This window comes from Natronosalvus halobius, from assembly GCF_024138145.1.
Classification (GTDB): domain Archaea; phylum Halobacteriota; class Halobacteria; order Halobacteriales; family Natrialbaceae; genus Natronosalvus; species Natronosalvus halobius.
In genome coordinates this window covers 22159-48828 of the sequence record NZ_CP099997.1, presented here as the reverse complement: position 1 = coordinate 48828, position 26670 = coordinate 22159, and the positions used below count along the sequence as shown (strand labels likewise).

Sequence of the window (26670 nt, the reverse complement as noted above, 5' to 3'; positions counted from 1 at the left end):
GACGATCACTCGTCCAGGACGACCGGGACGGCTCGTCTCGCCACATCGAGAACGAACGCGTCGGCGTCGGTCTCGAGCGCCTCGAACGTGTCGTAGTGGATCGGGAGGACGAGGTCGGGACGGATCGTCTCGGCGAGGTCGGCGACGTCGTGGCGATCCATCGTGAAACTCCCGCCGATCGGCGGGAGCAAGAGGTCGACGTCCAGTCGCTCGTGAACCGGGAGGACGTCGCTGTCGCCGGGCCAGAACGCACAGATGCCGTCGATCGTCACGCCGAAGCCACAGCCCTCGCCCTCGGGGTGGTAGGGCGTGCCGTCGTCGCGAGTGTAGGGACCGTCCGGCTCGTTGTACGCGGGCGTCGTGAAGAGGTCGAGCGGGCCGAGGACGAACGACTCGTCCTCCCGGACGCGTTCGACCTCGTAGGGGAGGACCTCGGGTTGTTCGTCGACGCGGTCTATTTCGTCGGCGTCGACGGCCTCGTGAACCACGACGATGGCGTCCTCGTGTGCGACACGCCGGATGCCGTCCGGGTCGTAGTGATGGTCGTGGCTGACAAGAACCAGGTCGCCATCTTTCGGTTCGACGTCGTCGAGGACGCCGTATCGGCCGGGATCGAGGTAGACGACGGTGCCGGTCTCGCCCTCGAGGCGAACGGTCGCGTAGCCGAACCAATCGATGCGAAGCGAGTCGAACGTGACGGTCATAGCGGCCTTTCGGCCAGCGGGTCGAAAAGGGTTGTCGCTGCGGTCGATACCGACGACCCGGTTCCGACGATTCGCTACGACCGGGGCAGCACCTGGTTCTCGAGGTCTTCGTACGTACCCGACTCGAGCACCCGCTCGACGTTCCCGGCAACGATGTCCGCCAGGCGGTCGTAGTACTTCGGCGTGTGCCCCGAGTTGTGCGGAGTGATCTGGACGTTTTCGAGCGTCCACAGTGGGTGATCTTCCGGCAGGGGTTCGGGGTCGGTCACGTCTAGCGAGGCCCCGCGGATGCCGTTACGCCGGAGTGCCGAGACGAGCGCGTCGGTCTCGACGACCGGCCCGCGAGCGACGTTGATCACCACTGCGTTCGGCGGGAGGGTGTCGAACGCCGCCGCGTCGACCAGTCCCCGGGTCTCGTCTGTGAGCGGACACGCCAACACGAGGTAGTCGGTTCGAGAGAGGGCCTCGTGGAAGTCGTCCGCGTCGAAGCCGTAGATTTCGTCCGCCGGGCCGCCCTTCTCCGGCGTGTAACGGACGCCCTGGACGTCGACGCCGAACGGTTCGAGTCGCGCACAGACGGATCGACCGATAGCGCCGAGACCGACGACCGTCACCGTCGAACCCTGGAGTTCGTTGGCCTGGTAGTGGCGCCACTCGCGGCGACGCTGCCGGCGGGACGCGACGTGGAACCGGCGGGTGAACCAGAGGATCGCCCCCAGGACGTGCTCGCCGATGTTGGGGCCGTGAACGCCCGACGCATTCGTCACCGTGACGCCCATCTCCTCGAGGGTCTCGAGGGGCAGATGACCGGTACCCGCGTAGGCACAGGCGAACAACTCCAGGTTCTCGGCGTGGCCCAGGAGGGACTCGTCGATCGTCATCCCCGTCGCAATATCGGCCCCTCGAATCGCCTCCCGTTCTTCGGCGGGCGTGCTGGCGACGGTGATCTCGACGTCCGCGTTCGAAACGCGCTCTCGAAGTGCGTTCGCGTACGCCGAGATTGGCGTTCCGTGCGTTCCCTTGCGGAGGACCAGTATCGAGAGGTCCTCGCCGCTCCGACTGCTGTCCGTCTCGGTCATATCGCTACCCTCACGTCGATTCCTCTTGAACCTGTGGTCGGCTCAGGCTGCCTCGATCACTCCCCCCTGAACGTCGGCGACTCCTTCTCCAGGAACCCACGCAAGCCCGCGGCGTAGTCGGCCGTCGACGCCAGGTCGGTAATTCGCTCCTGTTCCTCCGCGAGGTGGGCCTCGAGCCCGTCCGTCGAGGCAGCCGCGAACAGGCGCTTGATCTCCGCGTAGGCCTTCGTCGGACCGCTCGCGAGTTCCGAGGCGATGGCCTCGAGACGGTCGTCGAACCGCTCGGACGTGACGGCTTCGGTCGCCAGTCCCAGTTCGACGGCCTCCCCGGCGTCGATCGGCTCGTCCAGGAACGCGATTCGCTGGGCCGTCCGTCGACCGACGAGTCGCGGCAGGAGCCACGTTGCCCCGCCGTCGCCCGAGAGGCCGATCTTCGGGTAGGCGTACTCGAATCGGGCGTCTTCGGCGGCGAGGACGACGTCGCCCGCGAGGGAGAGTCCGAGTCCGCCACCGGCGACGACCCCGTTGACCCCGGTCACGACCGGCTTCGGCGCCGAGACGAGCATCGAGACGGTCTCGTGGAGGGGCGTCGCGATGGCCTCGAGGCGCTCGGCGTCCGTCTCGTCGCCCTCGAACGTCGAGAGGTCCGCACCCGTGTTGAATACGCCGCCGGTACCAGTGAGCACGAGACACCGGACCGCCTCGTCTTCCGCGGCCTGGGCCACCGTCCTGGCGAGCGTTCGGGCGACCGCCTCGTCCATCGCGTTGTGGCGCTCCGGTCTGTCGACGGTGATCGTCGCGGTTTCGTCGTCGCGCTCGAGACGAATGGCGTCCGTGTTCGTGTCAGTATCTGTCCCGGTCATACGCGTCTCGAGGTTCGAGATCGAGAAAAAGGTGGGTGATTGCCGAGGTGACGTGGACGATTCGCGGATTTCGGCAGTCGACAGCAATCGTCGTCGAGTCGTCACACTATACTATTTGTAGTGTTGTCGATCGAGCGATCACGCGTCGCTCTGCATGCCTGTTCGTCGCAGAAGCATGAGGATGAGATTTGAACCACCCCTGAGAACCTGCTCACTTCGTTCGCAGAACCCCAGTATAATTCAAATTCCAGCGTTCGCGCTTCGCTCCTCGCGTCCACTCGTCGCAGAAGCGGTGAGGATGGGATTTGAACCCATGAGGCTTGCGCCACCTGCTTTCAAGGCAGGCGCGTTGGGCCGCTCTGCCACCTCACCTCGAGTCCCCCTTTTCGACCGAATCAAAAAGCGTTGTCGGTCTCGAGGACCGAAAGCGTCCGTTCCGGCGCGACTCGCCCCGCCAGCCGACGGGCCCGGGCCTCCGCAGCCGTCCCGACGAGCCCCCGACGATCCGTCACCGTCGGCACCCGCGGCGCGAACCCGACCCCCAGGCCGGCGTCGTCCGCTCGAGTCGTCAGCGTCGACACCGCCGGCTCCGCGAAGGCGTCCGTGAAATCGATCGGTTCCGTGAACGCCGCCAGGTACACGTCCCCGCCCTGGGACGGGCCGAGGACGACCTCGTTACGGCGCAGCGACATCGCCACGCCGTCGATTTCCGTCCGTCCGACGAGCGGCGCCGTCGGCTCGAGTACCCCGACGCTCTGGACCTCCTCGCGCTCGAGGAGGTGGGTCACCGTGTTACCGACGCGAGCGGCTCGATTCGAGCCGACCTGGCGCTCGAATCGGACGGCTTCGGCGCCGTCAGCGACTTCGGCGTCTCCGTCGAGCCCCTCGAGGTCCCCAAGAGCCTCGAGCACCATCGCCCGAACGGCCGCCTCGGGGTCCTCGACGGCCACGTCGTCGGGCAGAGTCTCCTCGTCGCGGTAGTTGATCAGCAGATCGCCACCGCTCGAGGCGACGGCGTTCGCGACGTCGGCGACCATCGCCCGATAGTACTCCGGCCAATTCGCGGCTGCGAACGAGTCGTGCTCGAGCAGCGAGTCGGGAGCCAGCGCCTCGTGAGGCGGGTCGACGGGAACGACGACGATCATATACCCAAACGGGGACCGCCGCGGCCTTGAAGCCGTCGAAGCCTAGACCTATATACGGCTCTCGAGCGTCGTGTCGGCCATGCATCGCGTCGTCTCCGGTCTCGGGGTTCCGCTCGCGACCGCCGGTCTGGTCGTGGCCGCGCTCTGGACCGTCGTTGACACCTACGTCGTCAGGTCGTACACCGAGTACCTGCTCCTGACGGCTGGCGCCCTCGTCGTCGCCTTCGCGTTCGTCTTTGTACTGTTCGTCCTGGGCGCGCGGTCTGACCGCTGGCTCAGCAGTCCGTACTGGTAACGGCGAAAAAAGTTCTGCGTGGGGCGACGACTCACGCCACCTTTCGAGTTCGATCGTCCGACGGCGAGCGTTCCGCCATCGAGAGGATACCGAGCTGTTCCAGGGCATCCAGGCTGTCCGACTCCTCCCAGCGCTCGGCGATCATTCCGTCCTCGAGTCGCATGAAGACCATGTTCGATCCCCTGACTCGGTTCCCCGTGGGTTCGAACCCGGCGAACGGTCCCTCGTGAGTTCCCTCGAACGCGAACCGGACCGCGACCATGTCGTCTTCGGCGATCACGTCCTCGATCGTCACCGTCGCGTCGGGAAACGCCTCGTGGGCGGCCTCGACGTGGCGGACGAACCCCTCGAACCCCCTGGCCTCGTCGGGCGTGAGCGTCTCCTCCGATACCGGGTCGTGGTTGACGACGCGCTCCGAAATTAGCTCCTCGAGCAGGTCGGTTCGACCCTCGTTGAAGGCTTCCTCGTAGTACCGGCGGACGATTTCTTTGTTCTCTGCTGCCGTGCTCATAGCTAGCTCACCACATTATATAGGACTCGAGCGCGTATAACGTGCGTCTCAGGGTTTTCTACGGGTCCCGCCGTCGACCGATCAGGACGCTGTCGAGACGATTTTGATCACGTCCCCCTCCTCGAGTTCGTAGCTGTCGCTGATCTCTCTCGAACTGCGAGCGTCGACCGCGTGGAGGTAGCCGTCGCCGATGTCGGAGTGAACGGCGTACGCCAGGTCGACCGGCGTCGACCCATGTGGCAGGAGAAACGCGTCGGGGAGCACGTTCCCACTCCCGTCGGACCACTTCGCGGCGTCCTGGACGGGGTAGGCGGTGAGGTGCTCCAGCAATTCGTAGACCGCATAATCTAGCGCGCCCTGGACGCCGGTGCCGTCCCAGCGGGACATCGTGTCCTGGAGCCCTTCGAGGGCATCGCGCTGGGCGTCGCTGACGTCGCCGGTAATTTCGAAGTCGGCGTCGCCTGGGTCGTAGTCGATCAGCTCACCCTCGGCGGCGTTCCGGAGGGCTCGCTCGCCCTCGGCCGACGTCGGAATCACGGGTTTGTCGAGGTCGAGCAGTCGGTCGACGTTTTCCTCGGGCGCGACGTCGATCTTGTTCGCCGCGACGACGATCGGCTTGGTCCGCTGGCGGATCTCGGTTGCGAGCGCTTCACGGTCGTCGTCGGTCCACTGGATCGGGTCGGCGGGGTACTCGAGTTCGCGCAGAATACGGGCGATTTCGGTGGGCGAGGCACCGAAGCCCGACATCATGTCCCCCAGCACCTCGTCGAGGTCAAAATCGGGCGAGCGGGACTTGCGCTCGACGCTCTCCCAGTTGCGCTCGACGATTCCCGCGAGCCACATATCCATCTCTGTCTCGACGAAGTCGATGTCCTCGAGCGGGTCGTGGCTCCCGATGTCGACGGGTTCGCCCTTCTCGTCGGTCCCGCCGGAGGCGTCGATCACGTTGACGATCACGTCCGCGTTGGTGAGTTCGTCGAGGAACTGATTCCCGAGACCCTTCCCCTCGTGGGCGCCGGGCACGAGTCCCGCGACGTCCAGCAGTTCGATGGGGACGTAGCGCTTGCCGTCGTGGCAGTTCTCGTTCCCGCACCGTTCGTCGCGCTCGAGGCAGGGGCACTCGGTGCGGACGTAGCTGACCCCGCGGTTGGCGTCGATCGTGGTGAACGGGTAGTTCGCGACGTCGACATCGGCCATCGTCGCCGCAGTGTAGAACGTGGACTTGCCGGCGTTGGGCTTCCCGGCAAGCGCGATCGAGAGCATACCGTCCGTTACCGGGATCGGGAAAACTGTCTTTCGGTTCTCCGAGTTCGCTCGAGGCGTCCAGACGAGAGCGGTGCTACAGTTCGAGGGCCATCATTACTTCGTCGACGTACTCGCCCTCGAGCTTGTAGTGATCCTCGCGAATCGCTTCGACCTCCCAGCCGTGGCCCTCGAGGAAGGCAATGGCGTCCTCGTTGCTCGAGGGGACGCTGTTGTAGACTTTCTCGTAGGCATTGCTGCCGGCCCACTCGAGCCCACGCGAGAGGAGGTGTGAGCCGATCCCGTTCCCGCGGTACTCCTCGATGACGCCGACCGTGAGTTCGGCCGTGTGGCTCAGTTTCTCGAGTTCGGGCGCGTGGAGGTGGACCCAGCCGACGACCTCGTCGCCGACGGTCGCGACGAAGAACATCCTGGACTCCAGTTCGTTGTGCCGGAGCAGGGCGTTCTGGTGGTCGACCTCGTCGGCGACGCTCTCGGCGACGATGTAGGTTCGTTCCTCAGCGACCTGCCGAATCGCGCCGACTATTCCCGCGAGGTCGTCCTGGCGGGCCGGGCGGATGTGAAACTCGAGGTCATCGCTCTGGTACTCCTCTTCAGCTCCCGCGTCGATAGCTACCTGCAGGCGACCGTTCCGGTCCTCGAGTCGGCCGTCGCGTTTGAGGATGGCGACGTGATGTCGGAAGCCGCCGGGATCGATCCGGAGGCGCTCCTGGGCGTCGTCGGGGTCGACCGCCCCGTGGCGCTCGACGTACTCGTAGATTCGCTTTCGGTCCTCGTGTCCGAATTCGATCTCGTCAGCGAACTTCATGGCATGCTATAACGCACCAGTATACTTAACCGTTGTTCACGGTTATCGTGCCGCCGGGTTGGCGCCTACTTCAAGTCGCAAACTATCCACCCCGAACGGTTTCTCCCCCGACTCGAATCCTCGAGTGCGTGAGTTGGTCAGACCGACGGATTGATAACCCGTTCGTGAGAGACCGATACGAGCGCAAACGACGAATGAACGGAATCGATCTACTGGTTGCTGGAATCGCCCTCCCGATAACGGTACTGCTCGGCCTGGTCGCCCACGAGTGGGCCCACGCCCTGGTACTTCGACTCGCCGGCATCGACTACGACGTCGTGTACTTCCCCGACCGACGCGACGGCGTCCTCGCCGCCCTGGCGAGCTGTCCCTGGGCGGCCGTTCACCCGCGGCCGACCGGGGACGAACCCCCCTGGCAGCTTCGGACCGCAGCGATGATCCCCTTCGTACTCGCGGTGCCCGCGCTGGTCCTCGCAACCGCGTTCCCGAGTTCGCATCCGGCCGTCGCCGCCGTCCTCGTCGGCTGGCTGGCGTGTTCGATCCCCTCCCCGCAGGACTTCTCCGTGGCCTTCTACGCCCACCGCGTGCTCGAGGAGACGGCTGAGTCGACGACGGTCGTCACGCGATCGTAGTAACGGACAGGGAGCGAACCACTTCTCTGTTAGTTGTACGTTCCTGTCGGTCGTAAACCCGATAGTGGTGCGTGGGTCGACCTCCTGACTCTACTATAGTGATTTCACGGTCGGAATCCACGCCAGAGAACACCAGTTCGACTCGCCAGGTACGCCGTCGCATACACCACACTCGTGGGAGGTGCGACGACGAACAGACCCAGGAACACTGCCGACGTGAGTGCGTTCCCGACGGCAGTCACGAAACTGGAGTGTCCACCCGACCGTGCGAGAATCGGCAAGAGGCCACCGAACGAAACACCGAGAAGTATCCCGCCTGTCGCGAGCACTGGTGAAGCGGGAACGGCGAGAACAGCAGACGAATCGACGGAACTGACCATCGTACCCAGATACGCGAGGAATATGAACAGGACAATTGCAGTGGCGAGTTGAACGATCAGGGACTCACGTGTCGACTCCGTCGACGCACGTATCGCTTCAGGGGAACGACGGGCGAACGAATAGAGTACCATACCGAGAGCCACAGCCAGTGTTCCGAGAACGACTTCGCCAACGCCCCCGAAACGCCAGCCGAGAGCCCCCATACCTGTGCCGAGTACGACCAGGACGATGGTGAATACACGAAATCGCCGTTCAGCCTTCATATTATTCGAATGCGCACGCGAAGTAAACTAAAACACGCCGATTCGGGCGGTGGCACCCTTACCGCTCCGGAACCCGCGTCAACAACTGCGCCGTGTCGAAGACGTTTCGCGTCTCGAGCAACACTTCTGCGGCTTCGCGAACGGTGAACTCGGCCTCGAGTTCGACGCCGTGACAGCGAGCGTATAGCTCGAGCCAGCCGTTCATCGACGTCCGCAGGGCGGTCAACTCCGGTTCCGAAAACGGGACCATTCGACCACCCGTTCGCGCCTCGACGTAGAGCCAGATCGCCTGTCCGGCCCCGTCTCGAAGGTACTGCCGTCCGTCTGCGACCGTGGCAGCCGCCGGATCGAACGCCTCGCGGTCGCGTTCGGCCCGGCGCTCGAGGGCGGCGATCCGGGGACCGTACCGACTCATTTAGCTACCCCTGCCGGAACTCGACGCCCTTCCCGCCGCGGGGGTGTTCCCACTCGGTGTCGGCGACGATGGCACACGTGCCACACTCGACGCAGGGCTGGGTGTCGAGGCTGACGACCGTCTCCTCGCCGCCGTTTGTCTTGACGGTCTCCGAGCGGTAACAGCCGCCGCCGAAGTCCTCGGCGCTGACCGGGCAGGCGTAGACGGCGGCGCCGCTCGCCTCCACTGAGTTGTCGCGCAGTCGGATGTGCGGATTGCCGACGTCCGTGTCGTAGGTCAGGTCGCCGATGCGCTCTTCCAGCGTCGGCGGTTCGACCTCGTTGTCCCAGTGGATCGTCCGCCCCTGCTTTTCCCCGATGATCGACGGCAAGGTGGTGTAGCCCGTCTCCGTGTCGGGGAGCATCCCGACGAGCGTCGGGGAGTTGTAGGCCTTCTCGAGTAGCCGATTCGAGAGTCGATTCCCGACGGCGGCAGAGCCGACCGGCGAACCCAGGACGCCCTCGATTGCCCGCGTAACCAGGCCGTGTTCGCCGACGGGGCTCGTCATCTCGTAGCGCCGCGGGCGGAGTTTGCCCATCGTGCCCGACTGTTCGAGCATCGTCGTGTACCGTCGCCCGGCCGCTTCGGCGTCGGCGTTTCCGCGGGTGACCGCGTGGGCGTCGGCCGCGAGCGCACCTGCAGTGACTGCGTGGTTCATCCCCTTGATGATCGGCCCCTGGGCCTGCATCTGCCCGCCAGCGTCACCGACGAGCACGAGCCGGTCGCTGTAGGGTTCGCGGTGGGCGACCTTCTTCGAGTCGGGGACGAGTTTCGCGCCGTACTCGAGTTCGACGTACTCCTCGTCGAGCCACTGGGCGAGCAGCGGGTGGGTAAGCAGGGCGTCGAGCAGTTCGTGTGGCTCGGCCTGCTCGGCGACGAGGCTGTCCAGGTGGAAGACGGTCCCGATCGAGAGGGTATCCTCGTTAGTGTAGAGGAAGCCGCCGCCGCGGACGTCGTCGAAGAGGTCGCCCGAGAAGAGGTGAGCGACGCCCTCGCCCTCCTCGATGTCGAAGCGGTCGTTGATGACCTCGGGATCCATCTCGACGACGGCCTTGACGCCCTGGAACCACTCGTCGGGCTCCTCCCAGTCCATCAGGCCTGCGTCGCGCGCAAGTTCGGAGTTGGCGCCGTCGGCGGCGACGATGAAGTCGGCCGTGATCGGGTCGAGTTCGTCGCAGGTGACGCCCACGATCTCGCCGTTCTCCCGCAGGAGGCCGTTGACGCGCACGCCGGTCAACAACCCGCCGCCGTTCTCGCTCGTCAGTTCGTGGACCCGGTCCTCGAGCCAGCCGTCCATGTGTCGGCGGAGAACGGCGTCGCACCACTCGGTGTCGTGCTCGTGAAGGTCCGTCAGATCGTAGGACTTGACCTTCCGGCCGGCGATGTTGTGGATCTCGTAGTCGGTGATCGGCCGTTCGGACGCTTCCTCCCGGAAGTTCGGGAAGAAGTCGTCGATCGTGTACGGCGCGGACTCCTCGGCGTAGATGAGGCCGCCGGAGACGTTCTTCGAGCCGGCCTCGACTCCCCGCTCCAGGACGAGCGTCTCGATGCCGTGCTGCGCCAGTCGCGCCGCCGCCGCGGCCCCACCGGGGCCACAGCCGACGACGATGGCCTCGTAGTGTTCGTACTCGCCGCCTTCGCTGGCGCTCATTCCGCTTCACCTCCGTCGGCCGCGGCCTCCATCGGTAACTCCCCGGACTTCACCGCCTCGGTGAGCCGCGGCAGTACGTCGAAGAGGTCGCCTTCGATGAAGTAGTCGCTGAAGTCCCTGATCGTCGCCTCCGGATCGGTGTTGATGGCGACGATGGTGTCCGACTCGTCCATGCCGACCTTGTGCTGGACTGCTCCAGACACGCCGGCGGCGATGTAAAGCGGCGGTGCGACGATCTGCCCCGTCTCGCCGATCTGGCGCTCTTCCTTCGAGTACTGCTCGACGTGGCCCTCGAACTGGTAGGACGAGGTGACGATGCCCCTGGTGATCCCCAGGGCGGCGTCCTCGAAAGCGTCGGCCAGTTCGAGGCCGAGTTCCATCCCGAGGGTCGGGTCGTCGCTGATACCGCGCCCGAGACAGACGACGACGTCGTGTCCCGTGAGGTCGACGCCGCCCTCGAGGGTGTCGTGTTCGGTGATCTCGACGCTGAACCACTCGTCCTCGAGGTCCATCTCGTGTTCGACGACGAGTCCCTCACGGTCGTAATCGGGCTCGGGGACGTCGAAGGTCCCCGGAATCACGGAGGCCCCCTGCGGGTGGAAGTCCCGATCCGGGTTGTCCAGGCAGAGGATCGTCGAGTACTCGAAGCCCGAGAAGTCCGGGCGCTTCATGTGGAGCACGCGCTCGAACGTCTTCTTGACGCCGGGTTCGCCGGTCTTGACCGGGTTCGAGATCTTCTCCGGTTCGATGAAGAGGTCCGAACAGTCCGACGCTAGCCCGGAGTCGAGTTCGCCCTGGACGAGTGCCGAGAGGTCCCGGCCGTTGTTCGTCGCCGGGTAGAGGGCGTATCGCGGTTCGTCGTAATCACGCCAGTCGGTGCTCTCCTCGCTTCCCTGACCACGGGCCATGTGTGCCGTGATCCGGGTGAACGGCGTGTGCAGGAATCGTTCGAGGCGGTCGTCCTCGTGGTAGACGGCGACGTCGGCCCCGTAGGCGATGGCCTCCTCGGCCAGGCCCTGGCAATCGTCGCCCATGAGGAAGGCGACGACGTCCTCTTCCTCGTACTCCTCGGCGTAGTCGTCCATTAGCTCGCGGGCCTTCCCGAGCATCTCCTTCGAGACGTCGAGCAGTTCGCCCTGCTGGGTCTCACAGAACACCCACATGTCGCGGTAGGTGCCGCCCTGGAGCGCGCGGATGTGCTTCTTGTCTCGAGTCGGGTGAGAGAGTCCGTCGTCTTCTTTCTCCTCGGCTTCCGCTTCATCCGATTCCTCCTCGGCTTCCGCTTCATCCGATTCGTCCCCGGCTTCCGCTTCGTCCGCTTCCTCCTCGACATTCGCTTCTTCCACGGCTTCAGTCGTCTCGTCCGACTCGGACTCGGTCTCTACTTCCTCCCCTTCGGCGTCCTCGCCGACGTCCTTCCGCGTCTCCTCGTACTCACCCTCGGTCTCGTCGTCGGTTTCGGTCCCGGCGTCCTCGCCGAGCACCTCGAGCCGTCGCTCGATTACCTCGCGGGCCGTCTTCCGGTTCTGCCCGGTCTGTTCGGCCTCGAGGACCGACTGAACGGTCTCGAGGTCGTCGACCGCGTCCAGCTCGTCGCGCAATTCCCCTACCGTGTACTCGTCAGGATCCAGTGTCATGATCAGTCACCCGTCGCAAACGGCTGCAGTTCCTCGACAACCTGTCCCATCCCGTCGTCGTCGCCCGGATCGACCATCGTGGCCTCCCGCTCGGAGGGGGCCTTCGGTATCGGGTCGACCGAGGAGACGATGGTGGGCGACCCGTCCAGGCCGATGTAGTCCGGATCGAGGTTGAGATCCTGGTGGTTCCACGTCCTCAGTTGCTCCTCGTGGTCGACCACCCGCTCCTGGGTCTCGGCGCGGAGTCGCTTGTGCTCGAGGCGGTGAGCCGCCTTTCGGTAGGTCGGTTCGAACTCCGGATCGGCGATGACGACACACGGCAGGGGCGCCTCGACCGTCTCGATCTCGTCGACGTCGCCCTCGACGAGACGCTTCGCTCGCAGCATTCCCTCGTCGGGGTCGATGTCCAGCGCCAGGACGTGGGTGACGATCGGCCAGTCGAGACACCAGGTGGTCTGCGGGCCGGTGTGGCCCGTCTCCCCGTCGGCCGTCTTGAAACCCGCGAACACCAGGTCGACGTCCGCGATCTCCTCCTGGTACTTCTCGACCCCCGCCGAGAGCGTGATCGCGGTCGCCCAGGTGTCCGACGCCGCGAGTTCGCGATCCGAGAGCAGGATGCTGTCGTCGGCGTAGACTGATCCCATCGCCTCCTCCAGGACGCTCGCGTAACTCGGTGGCCCCATACTCATCCCCGTAACGTGTCCGCCGTGGCGGACCTTGGTCTGCAGGGCGGCCTGGAGCGCGAAGTAGTCGTTCGGGTTCATCACCGTCGGCGTCTTCCCCCGCTCTAAGTGACCGTCCTCGTCGAAGGAGACGGCCCCCTCCGAGAAGTCCGGGACGCCCTTCGTCAGTACTATCGATCGCATAATCGCCCCCGCGGACGTGGTATGGTTGTTCGTATCATGCCTAGTACGTTCCATCACAACAGGTGTTATTAAGAATGGTGGTGAAATCCGCTGACGTAGCGGTTTTTTTCGACCGACGAATCGATTTTTCCGACACCCGCGGCGATAGCATACGGTCGACGCGTCACATTATAGTCATCAGAACGATAGTTGCGAGCCGCCGACGTCGCTCGAGCGCGCTACTCGAGATCGCGCTCCGTCGTCCTCATCGTGATTTCGCCGCTGGCCCGGATCGAGCCGTCGACCTCCGCACCGGGGCCGAGTTCGAGGTCCGAGCAGGAGACGTCGCCCAGCACGCGAACGTCGGAGCCGAGCGCGACGGCACCGTCTCGAGTCGTTACGTCGCCGTGGATACGGGTTCCTTCGCCAACCGCGATGTCGCCTCGAGCGCGCAGGCTACCGAAGACGTTGCCGTCGGTACCAACGGAAATCGTTTCCGCGCGGACGTTCCCGTGGAGTCGGCAGTCGTCGCCGATCCTGGCCGGCGTCGAGACCCGCCAGGCGTCGTCGCTGACGGTCGCGTTCCGCGGGATGACGAGCGGTTCCGTCTCGGGTTCGGCGTCGTCGTCGACGACCTCGGAGATGAGCTGCTGGGCGGCGTCTTCCTCGCCAATCAGGAGGAGGTGTTTGAGGTACATGAACAGGAAGATGATCGTCGGCATCGGGTTGCGGATGACGATCCAGCCGTTAGCCTCGAATCCCTCCTCAATGTCGACGTCGTCGCCGATATCGAGGTCCCCTGCGACCTTGAGTTCGCCGCCGACGTGGACGCGTTCGCCGAGGTAGGCGTCCTCACCGACGAGGACGTTGTCGGCCACCTCACACCACATGTCGAGTCGACAGTCCCCCTCGGCCTCGATCGATCCACCGAACTTGGCGCCCTCGCCGGCGAGGACGTTTCGCCCGCGAACGCCGAACCCGACCGTCGACCGGCCGCCGACGAGTACGTCGCCGCCGGTTACGAGGTCGTGCTCCTCGGCTTCCGTCCCCGTCGGCACGACGAGTTCGTCGAGCGGATCGCTACTGAACGCCACACTCTGAGCCAATGTCACCCCCGGGTAATAAACCCCGCGCGAACGTCTGACGGACGGCAGACGGGGCCTCGGACGCCGAACGCTGGCAATGTCGAGAGCACGGACGCTCCGCGGTTCACGACGGACGCCCCGTAGTTCGCATCTTTTTTGCTCGCGCATCGCTTCGATGGCGGTATGACCACGCTCGCGTTCGACGATGCTGGCGTCGACGTCGTCTACGAAGGAACTGAGTTTCGCCTCGAACGCGCCCTCATCGAGGAAGCCGTCGGGAAACCCTACCCCGAGGTGACCGACCACGAGGTGCTGCAGATGGTGGCCGAACAGCCGAATCTCCAGGGCGAACCGCGGCGCATCGCCGACATCATTTGAACCCAGTCAATGTGAGGCGTTCGACCGCATCTCGATCCGTCAGTGCGAGATGTTCGACCGCATCTCGATCCGTCAGTGCGAGATGTTCGACCGCATCTCGATCCGTCAGTGCAAGGTGTTCGACCGCATCTCGAGTGCCGACCTGGCCTCCTCCAGGAGCCGCGGCAGATTGCCGTCACCGAACCGATCCACGTGCGACTCCCGGAAGACGGATGCCGAGGACTCGAACCGGTCAGGAGTGAAAAATCGAAATGCTTCCATTGGATTGCTGTAACGTTCACTCGACGAGTGTTACAGCAATGGAATTAATACCTGTGGAGTGAACGTCATCTGTGATGGGGTGCCGCTCTCGAGGAGTTCTGCTGTGGAGTCTCCTCACTCTCGTCGTCCTCCTCGCAGGTTGCAGTGCATTCGGCGGCGCGGACGACCCCACCCGTGATCCATACGGCGTCGATGAGCCTGTGTCACCCGAGACCGAGGTGCTTCCTGGGGTCACCGAGGCACCCGTCACGGATGCAGAGGCGTTACTCGAGGCACACGACGCGTACGTATCGAACCGATCGTATCGCATCGATCGAACCTCCAGATTGATCCCACAGTCGAACGAGACACCCGTCCGGACGAGTTCGGTTACAATTCTCGCCGACGCCGAAGGGGAACTATCGCTCCGCCACACCTTCGATGCACCCGCCCAGGATGGAAACGAGACCGTCGTGAGAGAGGCGTGGGCAAGCGAGGACGAGGACGGCGTCTTCATCCGGAACGAGCGGTGGCACGAACAGCAATACGAGTATACACCGCGCTCCACACACGACTTCACAGCGGTCGATTCGATCGAAACGGGTCTCACCGCAATGGACGAGTTTACGGTGACGACGACACACGAAAACGGGGTGACGCGGTACGTTCTCGAGTCGGATACAGCGCCGTACAGCTACGATAACGGTTCGCTTCGACTGGTCGTTCACGAAGCAGGCTACGTCGAGTCCTACCGGTTCGAGTACGATCGGGGAGATGGCGATCAACGGGAGACCGTCGTCACTCAGGTTACGGTCGATCGGGTCGGTGATCCAGATATCGACGTTACCCAACCGGAGTGGGTACCCGAAGCCAGAGCGGAAGTCGGTGGAGAAGCCAACAGTACCGACAGTGTGTGACGGTAGCGTGTTTGGCCACTCAAGTATTCGATGAGAAAATTGCCTTTAGATGCGGTCGAGAAGAGCGAGAAGAGATCCCGGATACGGCACCAGAGAAGAGACAGTCCAACGATTTGAGCAATCTGGACTGGTGTAACCGGATCAGTCCGCCGTCGGCTCGAGCGCGACGAACTCGAGGTCGTGCTCCTCGAGGAGCCGCCTGGCCCGGTCAGTCACCGAGGGCGCGACGAGGATACCCCGTAACTCGGCCTCGGTGTGGAGGTCGCGAGAGAGGGCGTCGACGTACCGGCGAAGCTGTCCGACGGCGTCCGGGCCGACGCGTCGCCGCTTGAGTTCGACGACCACCGTACGACCCGTGTCGTCCTCCCCGTAGATGTCCACGGCCCCGGCGGGCGTCTCGCGCTCGGTCGCCAGCGGTGTGAACCCGGGCTCGAGCAGAGCGGGGTCCTCGAGAATACGATCCCGGAGGTCGGCCTCGGTACCGACGACGGCGACCGAGTCGGGGTCGGACATCGCGAACGTCGATACCTGGAGGACGTCCTGGACGGTGACGACGAGTTCTTCCGCGGGCGTCGAGCGCGTGCTGTGGAGGACGAGCGCGTCCGCATCGTCTGCGACCTGGACGGCGTGCTCACACCCCGGCGGCTGCCAGTTGACCGGCTGCTGTCCCTCCGCCGTGTGGACCAGCGCGGCGCCGTCGGGCTTGAGCATGACGTGACGGTCGCCAGCCTCGAGTCGGCTGGCCGCCCTTCCCTCGTAGTCGACCGTACAGCGTCCGAAAACGGTCACGAGCGCACCGTCCTGGAGGCCGCGATGGACGGTGTCCCGAGCGGTAGCGAGGGAGGGAGACGCGAGGCTGGTGACGGGAGAACGGGGTCGTGTCACGGAGTGGGGGTCGCTGTCGGTCGTCATGGGGAAATCGGTGGCTCGGACAGGTGCTTTCGGCGGGGAGAGCGCACGTGTTGACGCAGAACTCGAACGAGTAAAAACCGCCCGGAACGGGGCTCCGTCACGCGATAGCCAAGCCTTATTGGCGGCCAGACCGGGAAGCTAATGCACGATGGATGCTGCCCCTAACCGCCGACGAGTCCTCCAGGCGACCGGCGTAGCCGGTCTCGCCTCGCTGGCTGGTTGCAGTCAGCTTCGGTCCCAGGACGACTCGCCGGCGGACGGCAACGAGACGAACGACACCGGCGACTCGAACGACACCGAGTACTCGAACAAGGAGCCGACGATCGATCCCGAAGACGGTATCGCCGCGGTCGTCGAACCGGACGAGGAGGGGCAGGCTGAACTCGCCGCCCTCCAGCAAGAACTCGGGACGCAGATCCAGGACGACGAGATCAGCCAGGAGGAAGCCCAGGCCCAGTTGCAACAACGACAGCTAGAACTCACGATCGAAGCCGTCACCGAGTTCGAATCGTACGTCGCAGACGCCGACGGCCTCTCCGTCGCCGGCAGCATCGGCGAGTACGGGTTGCTCCTGCTCGAGGGGGACGACGGCCCGCTCGTCGCCACGCTCGAGGACGACGCCGTGAGCGCGCTCTTGCCTGGCGGTCGGTTCGCGGAAGTGCAGAGCCAGCTGGCACAGCAAGGGCAACAGGGTCAGCAGGGTCAACAGGACCAGCAGGAAAACTCGTCCTAATTGCGTACTGAACGCGTCTATCGTCGTAGACCGACCGTAACGACACGTACCTACCGAACGCTGAACGGACTCTCACGCTCCACCCACGGCCAGCCCGGTAGTCGCTCCTGGAAGCCGGCCGCGAGCGCCGCCTCGAGGTCGTCGACGCCCGCATTTTCGTCGCTGCCGTGGTGGTGGACGTCCGCGTAGTGAAACGTGGCCTCCCCGAGCGTCCGGAGCGGTTGCGGTCCGGCGATCGCGCCCGCGAGTTCTCGCCCGACGATTTCGTCGACGACGAATCCCGGGTAGTCGCCCTCGACGTCGAGTTCCCTGAGTATGGCGATCATGCCGGCGACGTTGACCGCGAGGTCGCCGTCGGCGAAGACGTCGTCGACTGCGTCGAGGTACTGCGCCTCGGTGACCGGGTCGACGTCGGTGTCGAAGAGGTCGCTAAACTCGTCTCGAACGGCGTTGATGAGCGAGACGATGATCCCCGCGCGGTCTCGTACCCAGTCGCGCTCGGCGACGACGCGCTCGGGCGTCAGCGTCAGCGTGTCCATGCCGGCCCTACGGACTCGAGCGTCGTGGGTGTTCGGGCGGGTCGAGTCAACGGTTCGAACCGCCCGGGTTGCGAAGACTTTTATACTACGCGCCGGATAGGCTCCGATAAGCGGGTTCTTCCTGGAATCTTCCCGCACGAACCAGGCTAACCGACCTGGGAGCGTGTTCGTCACAGCACGACACCGGACACTCGAGACGATGATCCGACACGACGGACCATTCGTCCCCGAACCGGAATCGACGTGGGCAGTTCACCCGGCGGCTTCGAACCGACTTCGTCGATTCGCGTGGGTAGACAGCGAACGACCGGTCACCCGCATCTGGTTCCGTGTCCTCGCCGTGACGGCACTCACCCGGCGACGAGTTCACGCAAGCCACCTCTGGCGACTATGAGTACTGTAGAGCAGCAACTCGACGATTTGAAAGCAGAGATCACGAGCGAGTTACCGAACGACATCTCGGTCTCCTCGGTGAAATACGAAGGCCCCGAACTGGTGGTCTACACGCGCGACCCGAAGAAGTTCGCCCGCCAGGGCGACCTCGTGCGAAAACTCGCGAGCAAGCTTCGCAAGCGCATCACGATCCGACCAGACCCGGACGTCCTCTCCCCGCCCGACACCGCTCGAGCGAAGATCATGGACGTGATCCCGGAGGAGGCGGGCGTGACGGACCTGGACTTCCACGCCGACACGGGCGAGGTGGTCATCGAAGCCGGCAAGCCCGGCATGGTGATCGGTCGCCACGGCTCGACGCTTCGGGAAATCACGAAACAGGTCGGCTGGACGCCCGAAGTCGTCCGCACGCCGCCGATCGAATCCTCGACCGTCTCGAACGTTCGCAACTTCCTCAAACAGGAACGAAGCGACCGCCGAGACATCTTAGAGCGCGTCGGTCGACAGATCCACCGCGAGGAGATGTCCGACGACGACTGGGTTCGCATCACGACCCTCGGGTGCTGTCGAGAGGTCGGACGCGCCTCGTTCATCCTCTCGACGCCCGAAACCCGGATTCTGATCGACTGCGGCGACAAACCCGGTGCCGAAGGCGAGGTGCCGTACCTCCACGTCCCCGAAGCGCTCGGCGCGGGCGCTCAGACGATCGACGCCGTAGTGCTCACTCACGCCCACCTCGACCACTCCGCACTGCTGCCGCTCCTGTTCAAGTACGGCTACGACGGCCCGGTCTACTGTACGGAACCGAGCCGCGACCTCATGGGACTGCTCCAGCTCGACTACCTCGATGTCGCCGCCAAAGAGGGACGAACGCCGCCCTACGAGAGCGAGATGGTTCGAGAGACGATCAAACACACCATCCCGCTCGAGTACGGCGACGTCACCGACATCGCCCCGGACGTCAAACTCACCTTCCACAACGCGGGCCACATTCTCGGCTCCGCCGTCTCGCACTTCCACATCGGCGATGGCCTCTACAACGTCGCGTTCTCCGGCGACATCCACTACAAGGACACGCGCCTGTTCAACGGCGCGACCAACGACTTCCCGCGCGTGGAGACGCTCGTCCTGGAGTCGACCTACGGCGGACGAAACGACTACCAGACCGACCAGGCCGACTCCGAGGAGAAACTCAAGAAGGTCATCAGGGAGACGGCCGAACGCGGCGGTAAGGTGCTCATCCCGGCGTTCGCCGTCGGCCGCTCCCAGGAGATCATGCTCGTCATCGAGGAGGCCATGCGCGAGGGCGACATTCCCTCGATGCCAGTCCACTTAGACGGGATGATCTGGGAGGCGACGGCGATCCACACCACCTATCCGGAGTACCTGCGCGACGACCTCCGGAATCGGATCTTCCACGAGGACGAGAACCCGTTCCTCGCCGACGAGTTCAATCACATCGACCGGGGTGAAGATGAGCGACAGGAGGTCGCCGACGGCGACCCCTGTATCATCCTCTCGACGTCCGGGATGGTCACGGGCGGCCCGATCATGTCCTGGCTCTCGCACATCGGTCCCGATCCGAACTCGACGCTCGTCTTCGTCGGCTACCAGGCCCAGGGAACGCTCGGCCGACGCATCCAGAACGGCTGGGACGAGATTCCGACGAGCGAGGTCGGGAGCGTGGGCCGGAACGGCAACGGCAACGGCCGCGGCACGCTCAAACTCAACATGAACGTCGACACCGTCGACGGCTTCTCCGGACACGCCGACCGCGCCGGCCTCGAGGACTTCGTCCGAACGATGAACCCCCGGCCAGAGAAGGTGCTCTGCGTCCACGGCGACGAACGCTCCGTCCAGGACCTCTCCTCGGCGCTCTACCACGAGTTCAACATGCGGACGTTCGCGCCGAAGAACCTCGAGACGTTCCGGTTCCTCTAATCGGTCGTCGCGCGTTCGACCACTGCGATACCACTGTATGGCGGACGGAACTGCTCTCCGTCGATGAGAAACGACTAGGACGGAACGCTCGCGTTCTCGAGAGACTATCAGGGCGAAGACTGTACGCAAAACCCGTTTCCTTCGGGATCGCGCATGACCGTCCAAGTTTCGGCGTAGGGGCCGGTCGTCTCCGTTTTCGTCTCGACGACGGTTGCCCCGAGCGCCGTCAACCGCTCGACCTCAGCCTCGCGGTCGTCGGCGGCGAGATCGAGGTGGATAGGAATGTGGTCCGGTGACGAGCGCGGCATTTTCTTGAAGAAAAGCCGGGGCCCGTGACCCGCCGGATCGACAGCCGCAGCGGCCGCATTACGATCACCACCTTCGGCCTCGATCGCCTCTCGAAGACCTGGCGGGGGTTCCTGCAGTTCGTAGTCAACTGCTTCTGCCCAGAACTCAGACAGAGCACCGGGATCTGCGCATGCGAACGTTACGTTGCCAATCGAAGCCATAAACGTGAGACGACACTCGCCACCAAAACTATTGCCCGCCTGCCATCGATCGTCGTTTGGTTCGGTCGATAGGATATGGCGATGGAGCTGGCTCCCCCGATGGACACCTGCTTTGGTTCCCGAGGTCGCTTAGACGACGGTTAACTCGCATCACCGGGTTCTCGGAGGGACCTAGAAGTACGTCGCCGGCGGTGACCGGCCCGGTAGCAGATACGCCAGATAACCGCGAGCGTAGGTCAGAAAGAGGCGCCCGTATCCCACTCGCTCCTGTCGGCGGGCGGAGGTTTTGACCGCACACTCCCGGTCGTAGACCACCTCGCCTTCTCGACGGAGGCGCAGGGAGAGGTCCGTGTCCTCGAGAAACGGGAGCGATTCGTCGAAGCCGCCCACCCGTTCGAACGCCGTCCGGCGCACGCTACAGTTAGGCCCCGGTTGCTGTACGAATCCAAGCGGCCAGCTCACTCGATACCACCAGTCCGAGAGGAGCCGAAAGCAGACGCGGTGGCGAAGGCCGAGCTCGAGCGGCTCGAGCGGTCCGCCGACGCCCACCACGGCGGACTCTCGGTAGTGACGGCGGTGATCGCGCACCCACGTCGCCGGAACGACGGTGTCGGCGTCGGTGAAACAGAGCACGTCGCCGGTCGTTCGTCTCGCGCCGCGGTTTCGTGCCCGGGCCGGCCCTGGGGCCGTCTTCTCGGGTCCATCTCCGGTCTCGTCGGATCGACTCCCGGACTCGTCACAAAGCACGTCGTCGACGACGGCGTGCTCGCGAGCGACGGCAATCGTCTCCGCCCCGCTCGCGACGACGATCACCTCGAGGTCGCCGTCGAAACGCTGGGCCGACAGCGAGTCGAGCGTCGCCTCGAGTCGGGATCCTTCGGCTTTCGCCGGCACGACGACCGAGACGCTGACCATGCGCCGGACTGTCGTCTCGAGGACAAAAATTGAGATGATTCGCCCTTCGAGACGGCGGTCACCGGTTCGGAACGACGAAGCGGACTGTCGGCGGTCGTTGCCACCGTCACAACCCCCTTTTCCGCTCGTTTCGTAGGGCCAGCAATGCCGAGCGTGACCGTCAGCGCGGGCGCCCGCCTGCACTTCGGCTTCCAGAACCTCTCGCTGGCCCGAGAACGCCTCTACGGCGGCATCGGAGTCGGCCTCGAGGAGCCGCGCGTGACGGTCACCGCCGAACCCGCGGACGCCGTCCGCGTCCAGGACCCGCTCGCCGAGCAGTACGCCCGGCGAGCAGTCGAGCGGTTACCCGTTCCCGGAGTTTACCTCGCCCTCCAGGAGCGACTCCCGCGCCACGTCGGGCTGGGGAGCGGGACGCAACTCGCCCTCGCCGTCCTGGCAGCGACGGCGAGGGCCTACGACCTCGACCCCTCAATTCGCGACCTGGCGCCGGCGCTCGGACGGGCCGGCCGGAGCGGGATCGGCGTCGCGACGTTCGAGGACGGCGGGTTCGTCGTCGACGCGGGCCACCCGACGGGCCGGTTCACCACCGAGCCGCCGGCCGAGGGCGACTGGACGGTCCCGCCCGTCGTCGCCAGACACGACCTTCCCGACTCCTGGCGGTTTCTGGTCGTCGTCCCGGACGTCGAACCCGGCCGTTGCGGCGAGGCCGAGGACGCCAGCCTCCGGTCAGTCATCGAACACGCCGACCCGGGAATCGCCGACGACATCGCCGGCGTCCTCACGCGAAAATTGCTCCCGGCGGCCGCGGAAGGCCGACTCGAGGCCTTCGGCGAGGCGATATCGACCATCGGTCACAAGAACGGTGCCTGGTACGCCGACGTCCAGGGCGGCGTCTTTCGCCCGCCTGCAGGCGAACTCGTCGACGCGCTGGCCTCGAGCCCAGTCGTCACCGGCGTCGGGCAATCGTCCTGGGGGCCGACCGTCTACGGCGTCACCGACGACCGATACGCCGACGAGGCCGTCGCTGCGGCGAGGGACGCACTCGAGGGAGCAGGCGTCGAGGGACGAGTCCTCGTCTCGCGGGCGGCGACCGAAGGCGCGACTCGAGAGCGATAAAGATAGAGCGCTCAGTTCCCGTTGTCCGACAGGTAGAGCGTTCGGTCGATGATGCTGACGGCACCCTGTCCCCAGCGCTGGATTGCCGCGCCGTCGGCGTCCGGCACGTCGATGACGATGCGCTGACCGTCGATCGTCACGTCACCGTCCGGCGTCGACTCCTGGTCCGCGAAGCTCTGGAGCTGGTAGGTGAGCAGGCGCTTCGTCGACCCCGTGATGGACACCGTTTCGGGGTCGAACGTGTAGGTCAACACGGCCCCGTCCTCGTTCTCCTCGGCGGATACCTCGAAACCGTGGCTGCTCAGCGAGAGGTCCGGTTTCTCCTCGTTGAGTGTCTCGAGTGCGCGGTCGACCGGGATCTCCTCGATGTCGTCATCGACAGGGTCGACGTGACCGGCGGGGTCGAACGGATCGAATGCGGCGGCCGTGTCGTCCGGTGTGTCCGAATCGTCCGTGTCGTCCGCGCCGTCTGTTTTGTCCAATTCGTCCAGTTCGTCCAGTTCGTCCAATTCGTCCGGGACGTCCGGGTCGTCCGGGTCGCCCGGGTCGTCGCCCACGACCTCGACACCCCCGTCGTCGCTCGCCTCGTCCAGGTCGCTCGATTCTCGAGGAGTGGGCGTTTCGAGGGACGAGTCTCGTCCAGTCTGGACCGCGGCGTCGGCATCTGTGGCGTTGGAATCTGTAGCGTCGTCACCTGCAGCATCGGTATCCGTGGCCTCCTCGTCACCGTCTCGCCGTTCGTTCTCGGCCTCGGCATCGCCGGTGACCGCTTCCGAGAAGGTGAACTCGCCTCCATCGGCGTTGGATGACGCCTCGGGTCCGACCCCGTCGGAGCCATCCGTCGTCGGTTGTCGAACGGCTTCGGGAGAGTCGGGACTGTTCGCTGGCGGGGCGGCGTAGACGGTGGGTTCGTCGTCGGTCGCTGTCTCGGCGTCGTCGTCTTCGTCCGTTACCCTCTGCTCGTCGCCGTCGCCTGAACGTGAGTCGTCATCCTCGCTGTCCGAACCCAAATCGTCACCATCGTCGCCCGAACCCGAACCTTCGACGTCCGGTTCCGGGGCGCTCTCGAGTTCACCGGCGATCTCGGGATACGTCGCGTCGGTGATCACGTCCCGATCGAGCGAGGTAGCGTACCACGCCGTTCGATCCGGGGACGTGATGAATCTACCGCGGTTGCGCGCGACCAGCGCGTCGTCGGGTGCTGAGTCCTCGGCGTCGTCGAGTTCGTCTTCATCGTCTTCATCGTCTTCGCCGTCGCCGTCGCTCGCGGTATCCTCCTGCTCGTCAGCCCCGCGTTCCGGTTCGGCCGACCCGGCACCGTCGTCGTTCGACTCGCCTGGATCATCACCCTCCGGCTCGGTCGGCTGGGTTGTCGCTTCGTCGATCGTCGCGGAGTCAGCCGCTCGTGCCTGTTCGTCCTCGGACGTCGGTTCCACCCGTTCGGCCTGGCCCTCGGATGTGGGCTGGGGCTGTGCGTGCGCCTGGCCCGCCTGTCCCTGGTGTGGCGCCTGCTGACCCTGCTGGGGTTGTTGGGACTGCTGAGGTTGCTGGGTCTGACCCTGCGGGCCCGAACTGATCGTCCCACTGCTCAGGTGCAGTTGGGTTCCGCCACTGGAACCGTGTGAGAACCCCTCGAGGTTGTGCCCGACGTCGGTCAACCCGTCGTCGAGCGTATCCTCGAGTTTGTCGACTTTGTCACCGACGCTTCGGAGGGCGAGCGAGAGGTCCCAGAGGACGACGACCCCGAAAAACAACAGCGCCAGAAAGACCGTTACAGCGACACCGGCCAGAAATTGCACGTCCATCTCGACCATACTAGTAACTACATTCGAAATCTCCTGGTCGTACCTTAGTAGTTCGGACCGTTTCAGCGGTCGACTCACCGCTCGATACGCACGGTTCGTCGGGTTCGGGGCAGGCGTGACTCGAAAACGTATTCCACTCGCCCCCGAAAGACCCGGTATGCTCACGTTCGTCGGACTCGGCCTCTACGACGAGCGGTCGATCACCGTCGAGGGTCAGGACGCCCTCCGGAACGCCGACCGCGCCTACGCCGAGTTCTACACCAGCCAGCTCGTCGGGACCACCGTCGAGTCGCTCGAAGACCACCACGACATCGACGTCGAGGTCCGCGACCGGGCGGGGGTCGAACAACATCCGGACGACATCCTCGAGGCCGCCGAAACCGAGGACGTCGTCTTCCTCACAGCCGGCGACACCATGATCTCGACCACGCACGTCGACCTCCGACTGCGGGCCCACGAACGCGGCATCGAGACTCGCGTGATCCACGGCATTACCGCTCAAACGGCAACCAGTTCGCTCACCGGACTCCAGAACTACCGGTTCGGAAAGGCGACGACTCTCCCGTTCCCCTACGCCCACGGCGCCGATGGGTTGCCGGCCAGCGTCACCGAGACCATCGAGGCGAACCACGAGGCGAACCTGCACACCGTGGTTTACCTGGACATCAAGGCCGAACGCGGCGAGTACATGACCGCCGATGTCGCCGCCGAGTTGCTCGCTGACGCGTACCCCGACCTGGTGGGCGTCGTGGTCGCTCGAGCCGGCAGTCCCGACCCCCTGATCGAGGCGGGGACGATGACCGACCTCGCCGGACGGGAGTTTGGCGACCCGCTCCACCTGCTCGTGATCCCCGGCGAACTGCACCTGCTCGAGGCCGACGCTCTCTGTGAACTGGCGGGGGCGGACCGGGACGACCTCGAGATCGCCTGACGGTCGTTGATGACGGACTCCAGTCCCTCCAACGACGGCCCACCGCTCGGCCTCGAACGAGGGACCGTCTCCCTCGTTTCACACCACCCGGGATGGCTCGACGCGGCCGCGGCCGAGCTCGAGTGCCTCCAGGAGGCGTTCGAACGGAACGGGGTTGGTGACCAGATTCTCGGATACGAGCACGTCGGCTCGACGGCCGTCCCCGGACTCGCCGCGAAGCCGATCCTGGATCTGCTCGTCCTGGTCGCGGACCTCGAGGCCGTTTCCGAGCTGCAACCGGCGCTCGAGCGCCTCGGATACGAACGTCGAGCGAACGACGGGGTTCCGGAGCGCGCCTTCTTCGCGAAGGGGCCGAAAACCGACCGAACGCACTACCTGTCGGTCGCGCCGTGGGGAAGCGACTGTCACCGCGAGCAGGTGGTCTTTCGGGACTTTCTGCAGGCGACCCCATCCGCGGCCGAGGCATACGAGACGCTCAAGCGACGGCTCGTGGAGCGTCATTCGGATGATCGGGCGGCATACACCGACCGAAAGGAACCACTCGTCGGGGAGATTCTCGAGCGGGGGGCCTCCTCGGGGTACGACGTCGGCGAGCGACCCTGACCGAACCAGTCTCGCTCGCAAAAAATCGAAACGCGCTACAGTCGATCGATAACTGCCGCCGTCACCTCGTCCGTCGAGGCGTCGCCACCGAGGTCACCCGTCCGCGGGCCGTCATCGAGCACGCCTTCGACGGCCTCCTGGACGGCCGCGCCCTCGTCTTCGTGGCCGAGGTACTCGAGCAGCATCGCCGCCGAGAGGATGGCGGCGGCGGGGTTGGCGACGCCCTGGCCGGCGATGTCGGGAGCGGTGCCGTGGACCGGTTCGAAGAGCGCTCGGTCGGGTCCGACGTTCGCGCTCGGGAGTAAGCCGAGACCGCCGACGAGGCCCGCCGCGAGGTCCGAGAGCACGTCGCCCGCGAGGTTGGGACAGACCACGACGTCGAACTGCGCCGGGTCGAGACAGACGTGAGTGGCGAAGGCGTCCATCAGCACCTCCTGTGTCTCCACGCCCTCCGCGTCGGCCACGCCGACGACCGCGTCGCGAAACCGGCCGTCCGTCTCGCGCATCACGTTGGCCTTGTGAACGACTGCAAACTCGTCGAGGCCACGGTCGTCGACGAACTCGCAGGCGTACTCGGCGAGCCGTCGCGAGCCCGAGTCGGTCACTACGCGCGTCAGCGTCGAGAGGTCGTCGCTCAGCCGGGTTTCGTGGCCCGCGTAGACCCCCTCGGTGTTCTCCCGGAGAAAGACGAGGTCCGTCTCGGGCCGAACCGCGTCGACGCCAGGGTACGCCCTGGCGGGCCGAACGTTGACGAACGAGTCGACGGCCTCGCGCAGTGGAAGAATCACGTCCGCAGCGGTCTCGCCCGCCGCGCCGAAGAGCGTCACGTCACTCGAGGCGACGAGATCGTAGGTCTCCTGCGGAAGCGCCTCGCCAGTCTCCGCCTTCACGGCGTCGCCCGCCGCCGCCTCGCGAAACGAAAAGTCGACGTCTATCGCTTCGAGTACCTCGAGCGCGGCCGGCGTCACTTCCTGGCCGATGCCGTCTCCTGGAACGACGGCGATGTCGTGGGTCATGCTCGCGCTCGTCGTGGAAGCCCAAAGAGGGTATCGAAAGCGGTATATTTGCCAGTCCTGGTCGTCGACGAGCGGTCGTATATCAATATATCGTACAGTCTCGAGA

At 65.2% G+C, this 26670-nt stretch carries 29 protein-coding genes and 1 tRNA gene; 9 read left to right on the top strand and 21 right to left on the bottom strand.

Annotated elements, in window-relative coordinates:
- Positions 1 to 5 precede the first annotated feature (5 nt).
- The 5 genes from NGM15_RS00260 to NGM15_RS00240 form a co-directional block, all read right to left on the bottom strand.
- Positions 6 to 704, bottom strand: coding sequence for an MBL fold metallo-hydrolase (locus NGM15_RS00260; protein ID WP_253433730.1), 699 nt, complete (start codon positions 702 to 704; stop codon positions 6 to 8).
- Positions 705 to 778: 74 nt separating this feature from the next.
- Positions 779 to 1783 (bottom strand): D-2-hydroxyacid dehydrogenase, encoded by a 1005-nt coding sequence (locus NGM15_RS00255; protein ID WP_253433727.1) that lies wholly within the window; start codon positions 1781 to 1783, stop codon positions 779 to 781.
- Between the two features lie 56 nt (positions 1784 to 1839).
- Positions 1840 to 2646 (bottom strand): enoyl-CoA hydratase/isomerase family protein, encoded by an 807-nt coding sequence (locus NGM15_RS00250; RefSeq protein WP_253433724.1) that lies wholly within the window; start codon positions 2644 to 2646, stop codon positions 1840 to 1842.
- A 290-nt stretch (positions 2647 to 2936) separates the two neighbouring features.
- Positions 2937 to 3018: transfer RNA gene (locus NGM15_RS00245), tRNA-Ser, on the bottom strand.
- A gap of 23 nt (positions 3019 to 3041) precedes the next feature.
- Positions 3042 to 3791 carry a hypothetical protein gene (locus tag NGM15_RS00240; RefSeq protein WP_253433722.1) on the bottom strand — a complete coding sequence of 250 codons (750 nt, stop codon included), beginning with the start codon at positions 3789 to 3791 and terminating at the stop codon, positions 3042 to 3044.
- A 79-nt stretch (positions 3792 to 3870) separates the two neighbouring features.
- On the opposite strand from NGM15_RS00240, the gene NGM15_RS00235 reads away from it, so the two are divergent.
- Complete coding sequence (locus NGM15_RS00235) at positions 3871 to 4086, top strand: hypothetical protein (RefSeq protein ID WP_253433719.1); 216 nt, start codon at positions 3871 to 3873, stop codon at positions 4084 to 4086.
- Positions 4087 to 4117: 31 nt separating this feature from the next.
- Here the strand turns inward: NGM15_RS00235 and NGM15_RS00230 are convergent, their stop codons facing one another.
- The 3 genes from NGM15_RS00230 to NGM15_RS00220 form a co-directional block, all read right to left on the bottom strand.
- A complete protein-coding gene (locus NGM15_RS00230) occupies positions 4118 to 4597 on the bottom strand; it encodes an ester cyclase (RefSeq protein WP_253433717.1) in 480 nt (159 codons plus the stop codon).
- An 81-nt stretch (positions 4598 to 4678) separates the two neighbouring features.
- On the bottom strand, positions 4679 to 5860 hold the full coding sequence (locus NGM15_RS00225) for a redox-regulated ATPase YchF (RefSeq protein WP_253433714.1): 1182 nt from the start codon (positions 5858 to 5860) through the stop codon (positions 4679 to 4681).
- 76 nt (positions 5861 to 5936) lie between these two features.
- Entirely contained in the window at positions 5937 to 6668 is a 732-nt protein-coding gene (locus NGM15_RS00220; RefSeq protein WP_253433711.1) for a GNAT family N-acetyltransferase, read from the bottom strand.
- A 194-nt stretch (positions 6669 to 6862) separates the two neighbouring features.
- Here NGM15_RS00220 and NGM15_RS00215 point away from each other — a divergent pair, with 194 nt between their 5' ends.
- Entirely contained in the window at positions 6863 to 7300 is a 438-nt protein-coding gene (locus NGM15_RS00215) for a hypothetical protein (RefSeq protein WP_253433708.1), read from the top strand.
- A 104-nt stretch (positions 7301 to 7404) separates the two neighbouring features.
- Here NGM15_RS00215 and NGM15_RS18980 read toward each other — a convergent pair whose 3' ends face one another.
- The 6 genes from NGM15_RS18980 to NGM15_RS00190 form a co-directional block, all read right to left on the bottom strand.
- Positions 7405 to 7812 carry a DUF8100 family protein gene (locus tag NGM15_RS18980; RefSeq protein WP_484549589.1) on the bottom strand — a complete coding sequence of 136 codons (408 nt, stop codon included), beginning with the start codon at positions 7810 to 7812 and terminating at the stop codon, positions 7405 to 7407.
- A 190-nt stretch (positions 7813 to 8002) separates the two neighbouring features.
- Positions 8003 to 8359 (bottom strand): DUF8055 family protein, encoded by a 357-nt coding sequence (locus tag NGM15_RS00210; protein WP_253433705.1) that lies wholly within the window; start codon positions 8357 to 8359, stop codon positions 8003 to 8005.
- Between the two features lie 4 nt (positions 8360 to 8363).
- The gene (locus NGM15_RS00205) at positions 8364 to 10049 is read right to left on the bottom strand and encodes an NAD(P)-binding protein (protein WP_253433702.1); all 1686 of its coding nucleotides are present in this window, start codon (positions 10047 to 10049) and stop codon (positions 8364 to 8366) included.
- Complete coding sequence (locus tag NGM15_RS00200; RefSeq protein ID WP_253433699.1) at positions 10046 to 11686, bottom strand: electron transfer flavoprotein subunit alpha/FixB family protein; 1641 nt, start codon at positions 11684 to 11686, stop codon at positions 10046 to 10048. Before NGM15_RS00200 ends, NGM15_RS00205 begins: the two co-directional genes overlap by 4 nt.
- 2 nt (positions 11687 to 11688) lie before the next feature.
- Positions 11689 to 12552: an electron transfer flavoprotein subunit beta/FixA family protein gene (locus NGM15_RS00195; RefSeq protein WP_253433696.1), complete on the bottom strand. Its 864-nt coding sequence runs from the start codon at positions 12550 to 12552 to the stop codon at positions 11689 to 11691.
- 218 nt (positions 12553 to 12770) lie between these two features.
- Positions 12771 to 13625, bottom strand: a complete 855-nt coding sequence (locus tag NGM15_RS00190; RefSeq protein WP_253433694.1) for a polymer-forming cytoskeletal protein — start codon at positions 13623 to 13625, stop codon at positions 12771 to 12773.
- A 174-nt stretch (positions 13626 to 13799) separates the two neighbouring features.
- Here NGM15_RS00190 and NGM15_RS00185 point away from each other — a divergent pair, with 174 nt between their 5' ends.
- The gene (locus NGM15_RS00185; protein ID WP_253433691.1) at positions 13800 to 13994 is read left to right on the top strand and encodes a DUF5800 family protein; all 195 of its coding nucleotides are present in this window, start codon (positions 13800 to 13802) and stop codon (positions 13992 to 13994) included.
- Positions 13995 to 14099: 105 nt separating this feature from the next.
- Here the strand turns inward: NGM15_RS00185 and NGM15_RS00180 are convergent, their stop codons facing one another.
- Complete coding sequence (locus NGM15_RS00180; RefSeq protein ID WP_253433688.1) at positions 14100 to 14255, bottom strand: hypothetical protein; 156 nt, start codon at positions 14253 to 14255, stop codon at positions 14100 to 14102.
- Between the two features lie 200 nt (positions 14256 to 14455).
- Between NGM15_RS00180 and NGM15_RS00175 the strand changes: the two genes are divergently transcribed.
- Positions 14456 to 15151: a hypothetical protein gene (locus NGM15_RS00175; protein ID WP_253433685.1), complete on the top strand. Its 696-nt coding sequence runs from the start codon at positions 14456 to 14458 to the stop codon at positions 15149 to 15151.
- A 141-nt stretch (positions 15152 to 15292) separates the two neighbouring features.
- Here NGM15_RS00175 and nucS read toward each other — a convergent pair whose 3' ends face one another.
- Positions 15293 to 16063 carry an endonuclease NucS gene (gene nucS, locus NGM15_RS00170; RefSeq protein WP_253433682.1) on the bottom strand — a complete coding sequence of 257 codons (771 nt, stop codon included), beginning with the start codon at positions 16061 to 16063 and terminating at the stop codon, positions 15293 to 15295.
- A gap of 148 nt (positions 16064 to 16211) precedes the next feature.
- Here nucS and NGM15_RS00165 point away from each other — a divergent pair, with 148 nt between their 5' ends.
- A complete protein-coding gene (locus NGM15_RS00165) occupies positions 16212 to 16796 on the top strand; it encodes a hypothetical protein (RefSeq protein ID WP_253433679.1) in 585 nt (194 codons plus the stop codon).
- Positions 16797 to 16846: 50 nt separating this feature from the next.
- Here the strand turns inward: NGM15_RS00165 and NGM15_RS00160 are convergent, their stop codons facing one another.
- On the bottom strand, positions 16847 to 17326 hold the full coding sequence (locus NGM15_RS00160) for a DUF7984 family protein (protein WP_253438190.1): 480 nt from the start codon (positions 17324 to 17326) through the stop codon (positions 16847 to 16849).
- Between the two features lie 399 nt (positions 17327 to 17725).
- On the opposite strand from NGM15_RS00160, the gene NGM15_RS00155 reads away from it, so the two are divergent.
- Positions 17726 to 19669 carry a beta-CASP ribonuclease aCPSF1 gene (locus NGM15_RS00155; RefSeq protein ID WP_253433676.1) on the top strand — a complete coding sequence of 648 codons (1944 nt, stop codon included), beginning with the start codon at positions 17726 to 17728 and terminating at the stop codon, positions 19667 to 19669.
- A gap of 107 nt (positions 19670 to 19776) precedes the next feature.
- Here the strand turns inward: NGM15_RS00155 and NGM15_RS00150 are convergent, their stop codons facing one another.
- Together NGM15_RS00150 and NGM15_RS00145 are read right to left on the bottom strand one after the other, a co-directional pair.
- The gene (locus NGM15_RS00150; protein ID WP_253433674.1) at positions 19777 to 20178 is read right to left on the bottom strand and encodes a VOC family protein; all 402 of its coding nucleotides are present in this window, start codon (positions 20176 to 20178) and stop codon (positions 19777 to 19779) included.
- Between the two features lie 171 nt (positions 20179 to 20349).
- The gene (locus NGM15_RS00145) at positions 20350 to 21093 is read right to left on the bottom strand and encodes a glycosyltransferase (RefSeq protein ID WP_253433671.1); all 744 of its coding nucleotides are present in this window, start codon (positions 21091 to 21093) and stop codon (positions 20350 to 20352) included.
- 144 nt (positions 21094 to 21237) lie between these two features.
- Between NGM15_RS00145 and NGM15_RS00140 the strand changes: the two genes are divergently transcribed.
- Positions 21238 to 22209 carry a beta-ribofuranosylaminobenzene 5'-phosphate synthase family protein gene (locus NGM15_RS00140; protein WP_253433668.1) on the top strand — a complete coding sequence of 324 codons (972 nt, stop codon included), beginning with the start codon at positions 21238 to 21240 and terminating at the stop codon, positions 22207 to 22209.
- A gap of 11 nt (positions 22210 to 22220) precedes the next feature.
- Here the strand turns inward: NGM15_RS00140 and NGM15_RS00135 are convergent, their stop codons facing one another.
- A complete protein-coding gene (locus tag NGM15_RS00135; RefSeq protein ID WP_253433665.1) occupies positions 22221 to 24023 on the bottom strand; it encodes a hypothetical protein in 1803 nt (600 codons plus the stop codon).
- A gap of 148 nt (positions 24024 to 24171) precedes the next feature.
- Here NGM15_RS00135 and dph5 point away from each other — a divergent pair, with 148 nt between their 5' ends.
- Together dph5 and NGM15_RS00125 are read left to right on the top strand one after the other, a co-directional pair.
- Positions 24172 to 24945, top strand: coding sequence for a diphthine synthase (gene dph5, locus NGM15_RS00130; protein WP_253433662.1), 774 nt, complete (start codon positions 24172 to 24174; stop codon positions 24943 to 24945).
- Positions 24946 to 24954: 9 nt separating this feature from the next.
- Positions 24955 to 25548, top strand: a complete 594-nt coding sequence (locus NGM15_RS00125) for a GrpB family protein (protein WP_253433659.1) — start codon at positions 24955 to 24957, stop codon at positions 25546 to 25548.
- A gap of 35 nt (positions 25549 to 25583) precedes the next feature.
- On the opposite strand, the gene NGM15_RS00120 is transcribed toward NGM15_RS00125, so the two are convergent.
- A complete protein-coding gene (locus tag NGM15_RS00120; RefSeq protein ID WP_253433656.1) occupies positions 25584 to 26564 on the bottom strand; it encodes an isocitrate/isopropylmalate dehydrogenase family protein in 981 nt (326 codons plus the stop codon).
- Positions 26565 to 26670: the final 106 nt, after the last annotated feature.

What these genes read in the sequence shown, in the direction of transcription:
- NGM15_RS00260 (WP_253433730.1), bottom strand. Translation starts at nt 704, where the DNA reads ATGACCGTCACGTTCGACTCGCTTCGCATCGATTGGTTCGGCTACGCG.
- NGM15_RS00135 (WP_253433665.1), bottom strand. Translation starts at nt 24,023, where the DNA reads ATGGTCGAGATGGACGTGCAATTTCTGGCCGGTGTCGCTGTAACGGTC.
- NGM15_RS00140 (WP_253433668.1), top strand. Translation starts at nt 21,238, where the DNA reads ATGCCGAGCGTGACCGTCAGCGCGGGCGCCCGCCTGCACTTCGGCTTC.
- NGM15_RS00165 (WP_253433679.1), top strand. Translation starts at nt 16,212, where the DNA reads ATGGATGCTGCCCCTAACCGCCGACGAGTCCTCCAGGCGACCGGCGTA.
- NGM15_RS00255 (WP_253433727.1), bottom strand. Translation starts at nt 1,783, where the DNA reads ATGACCGAGACGGACAGCAGTCGGAGCGGCGAGGACCTCTCGATACTG.
- NGM15_RS00195 (WP_253433696.1), bottom strand. Translation starts at nt 12,552, where the DNA reads ATGCGATCGATAGTACTGACGAAGGGCGTCCCGGACTTCTCGGAGGGG.
- nucS (WP_253433682.1), bottom strand. Translation starts at nt 16,063, where the DNA reads ATGACGACCGACAGCGACCCCCACTCCGTGACACGACCCCGTTCTCCC.
- NGM15_RS00215 (WP_253433708.1), top strand. Translation starts at nt 6,863, where the DNA reads ATGAACGGAATCGATCTACTGGTTGCTGGAATCGCCCTCCCGATAACG.
- NGM15_RS00200 (WP_253433699.1), bottom strand. Translation starts at nt 11,686, where the DNA reads ATGACACTGGATCCTGACGAGTACACGGTAGGGGAATTGCGCGACGAG.
- NGM15_RS00145 (WP_253433671.1), bottom strand. Translation starts at nt 21,093, where the DNA reads ATGGTCAGCGTCTCGGTCGTCGTGCCGGCGAAAGCCGAAGGATCCCGA.
- NGM15_RS00250 (WP_253433724.1), bottom strand. Translation starts at nt 2,646, where the DNA reads ATGACCGGGACAGATACTGACACGAACACGGACGCCATTCGTCTCGAG.
- NGM15_RS00180 (WP_253433688.1), bottom strand. Translation starts at nt 14,255, where the DNA reads ATGGAAGCATTTCGATTTTTCACTCCTGACCGGTTCGAGTCCTCGGCA.
- NGM15_RS00220 (WP_253433711.1), bottom strand. Translation starts at nt 6,668, where the DNA reads ATGAAGTTCGCTGACGAGATCGAATTCGGACACGAGGACCGAAAGCGA.
- NGM15_RS00185 (WP_253433691.1), top strand. Translation starts at nt 13,800, where the DNA reads ATGACCACGCTCGCGTTCGACGATGCTGGCGTCGACGTCGTCTACGAA.
- NGM15_RS00205 (WP_253433702.1), bottom strand. Translation starts at nt 10,049, where the DNA reads ATGAGCGCCAGCGAAGGCGGCGAGTACGAACACTACGAGGCCATCGTC.
- dph5 (WP_253433662.1), top strand. Translation starts at nt 24,172, where the DNA reads ATGCTCACGTTCGTCGGACTCGGCCTCTACGACGAGCGGTCGATCACC.
- NGM15_RS00225 (WP_253433714.1), bottom strand. Translation starts at nt 5,860, where the DNA reads ATGCTCTCGATCGCGCTTGCCGGGAAGCCCAACGCCGGCAAGTCCACG.
- NGM15_RS00210 (WP_253433705.1), bottom strand. Translation starts at nt 8,359, where the DNA reads ATGAGTCGGTACGGTCCCCGGATCGCCGCCCTCGAGCGCCGGGCCGAA.
- NGM15_RS00125 (WP_253433659.1), top strand. Translation starts at nt 24,955, where the DNA reads ATGACGGACTCCAGTCCCTCCAACGACGGCCCACCGCTCGGCCTCGAA.
- NGM15_RS00240 (WP_253433722.1), bottom strand. Translation starts at nt 3,791, where the DNA reads ATGATCGTCGTCGTTCCCGTCGACCCGCCTCACGAGGCGCTGGCTCCC.
- NGM15_RS00150 (WP_253433674.1), bottom strand. Translation starts at nt 20,178, where the DNA reads ATGGCTTCGATTGGCAACGTAACGTTCGCATGCGCAGATCCCGGTGCT.
- NGM15_RS00155 (WP_253433676.1), top strand. Translation starts at nt 17,726, where the DNA reads ATGAGTACTGTAGAGCAGCAACTCGACGATTTGAAAGCAGAGATCACG.
- NGM15_RS00235 (WP_253433719.1), top strand. Translation starts at nt 3,871, where the DNA reads ATGCATCGCGTCGTCTCCGGTCTCGGGGTTCCGCTCGCGACCGCCGGT.
- NGM15_RS00120 (WP_253433656.1), bottom strand. Translation starts at nt 26,564, where the DNA reads ATGACCCACGACATCGCCGTCGTTCCAGGAGACGGCATCGGCCAGGAA.
- NGM15_RS18980 (WP_484549589.1), bottom strand. Translation starts at nt 7,812, where the DNA reads ATGGTACTCTATTCGTTCGCCCGTCGTTCCCCTGAAGCGATACGTGCG.
- NGM15_RS00230 (WP_253433717.1), bottom strand. Translation starts at nt 4,597, where the DNA reads ATGAGCACGGCAGCAGAGAACAAAGAAATCGTCCGCCGGTACTACGAG.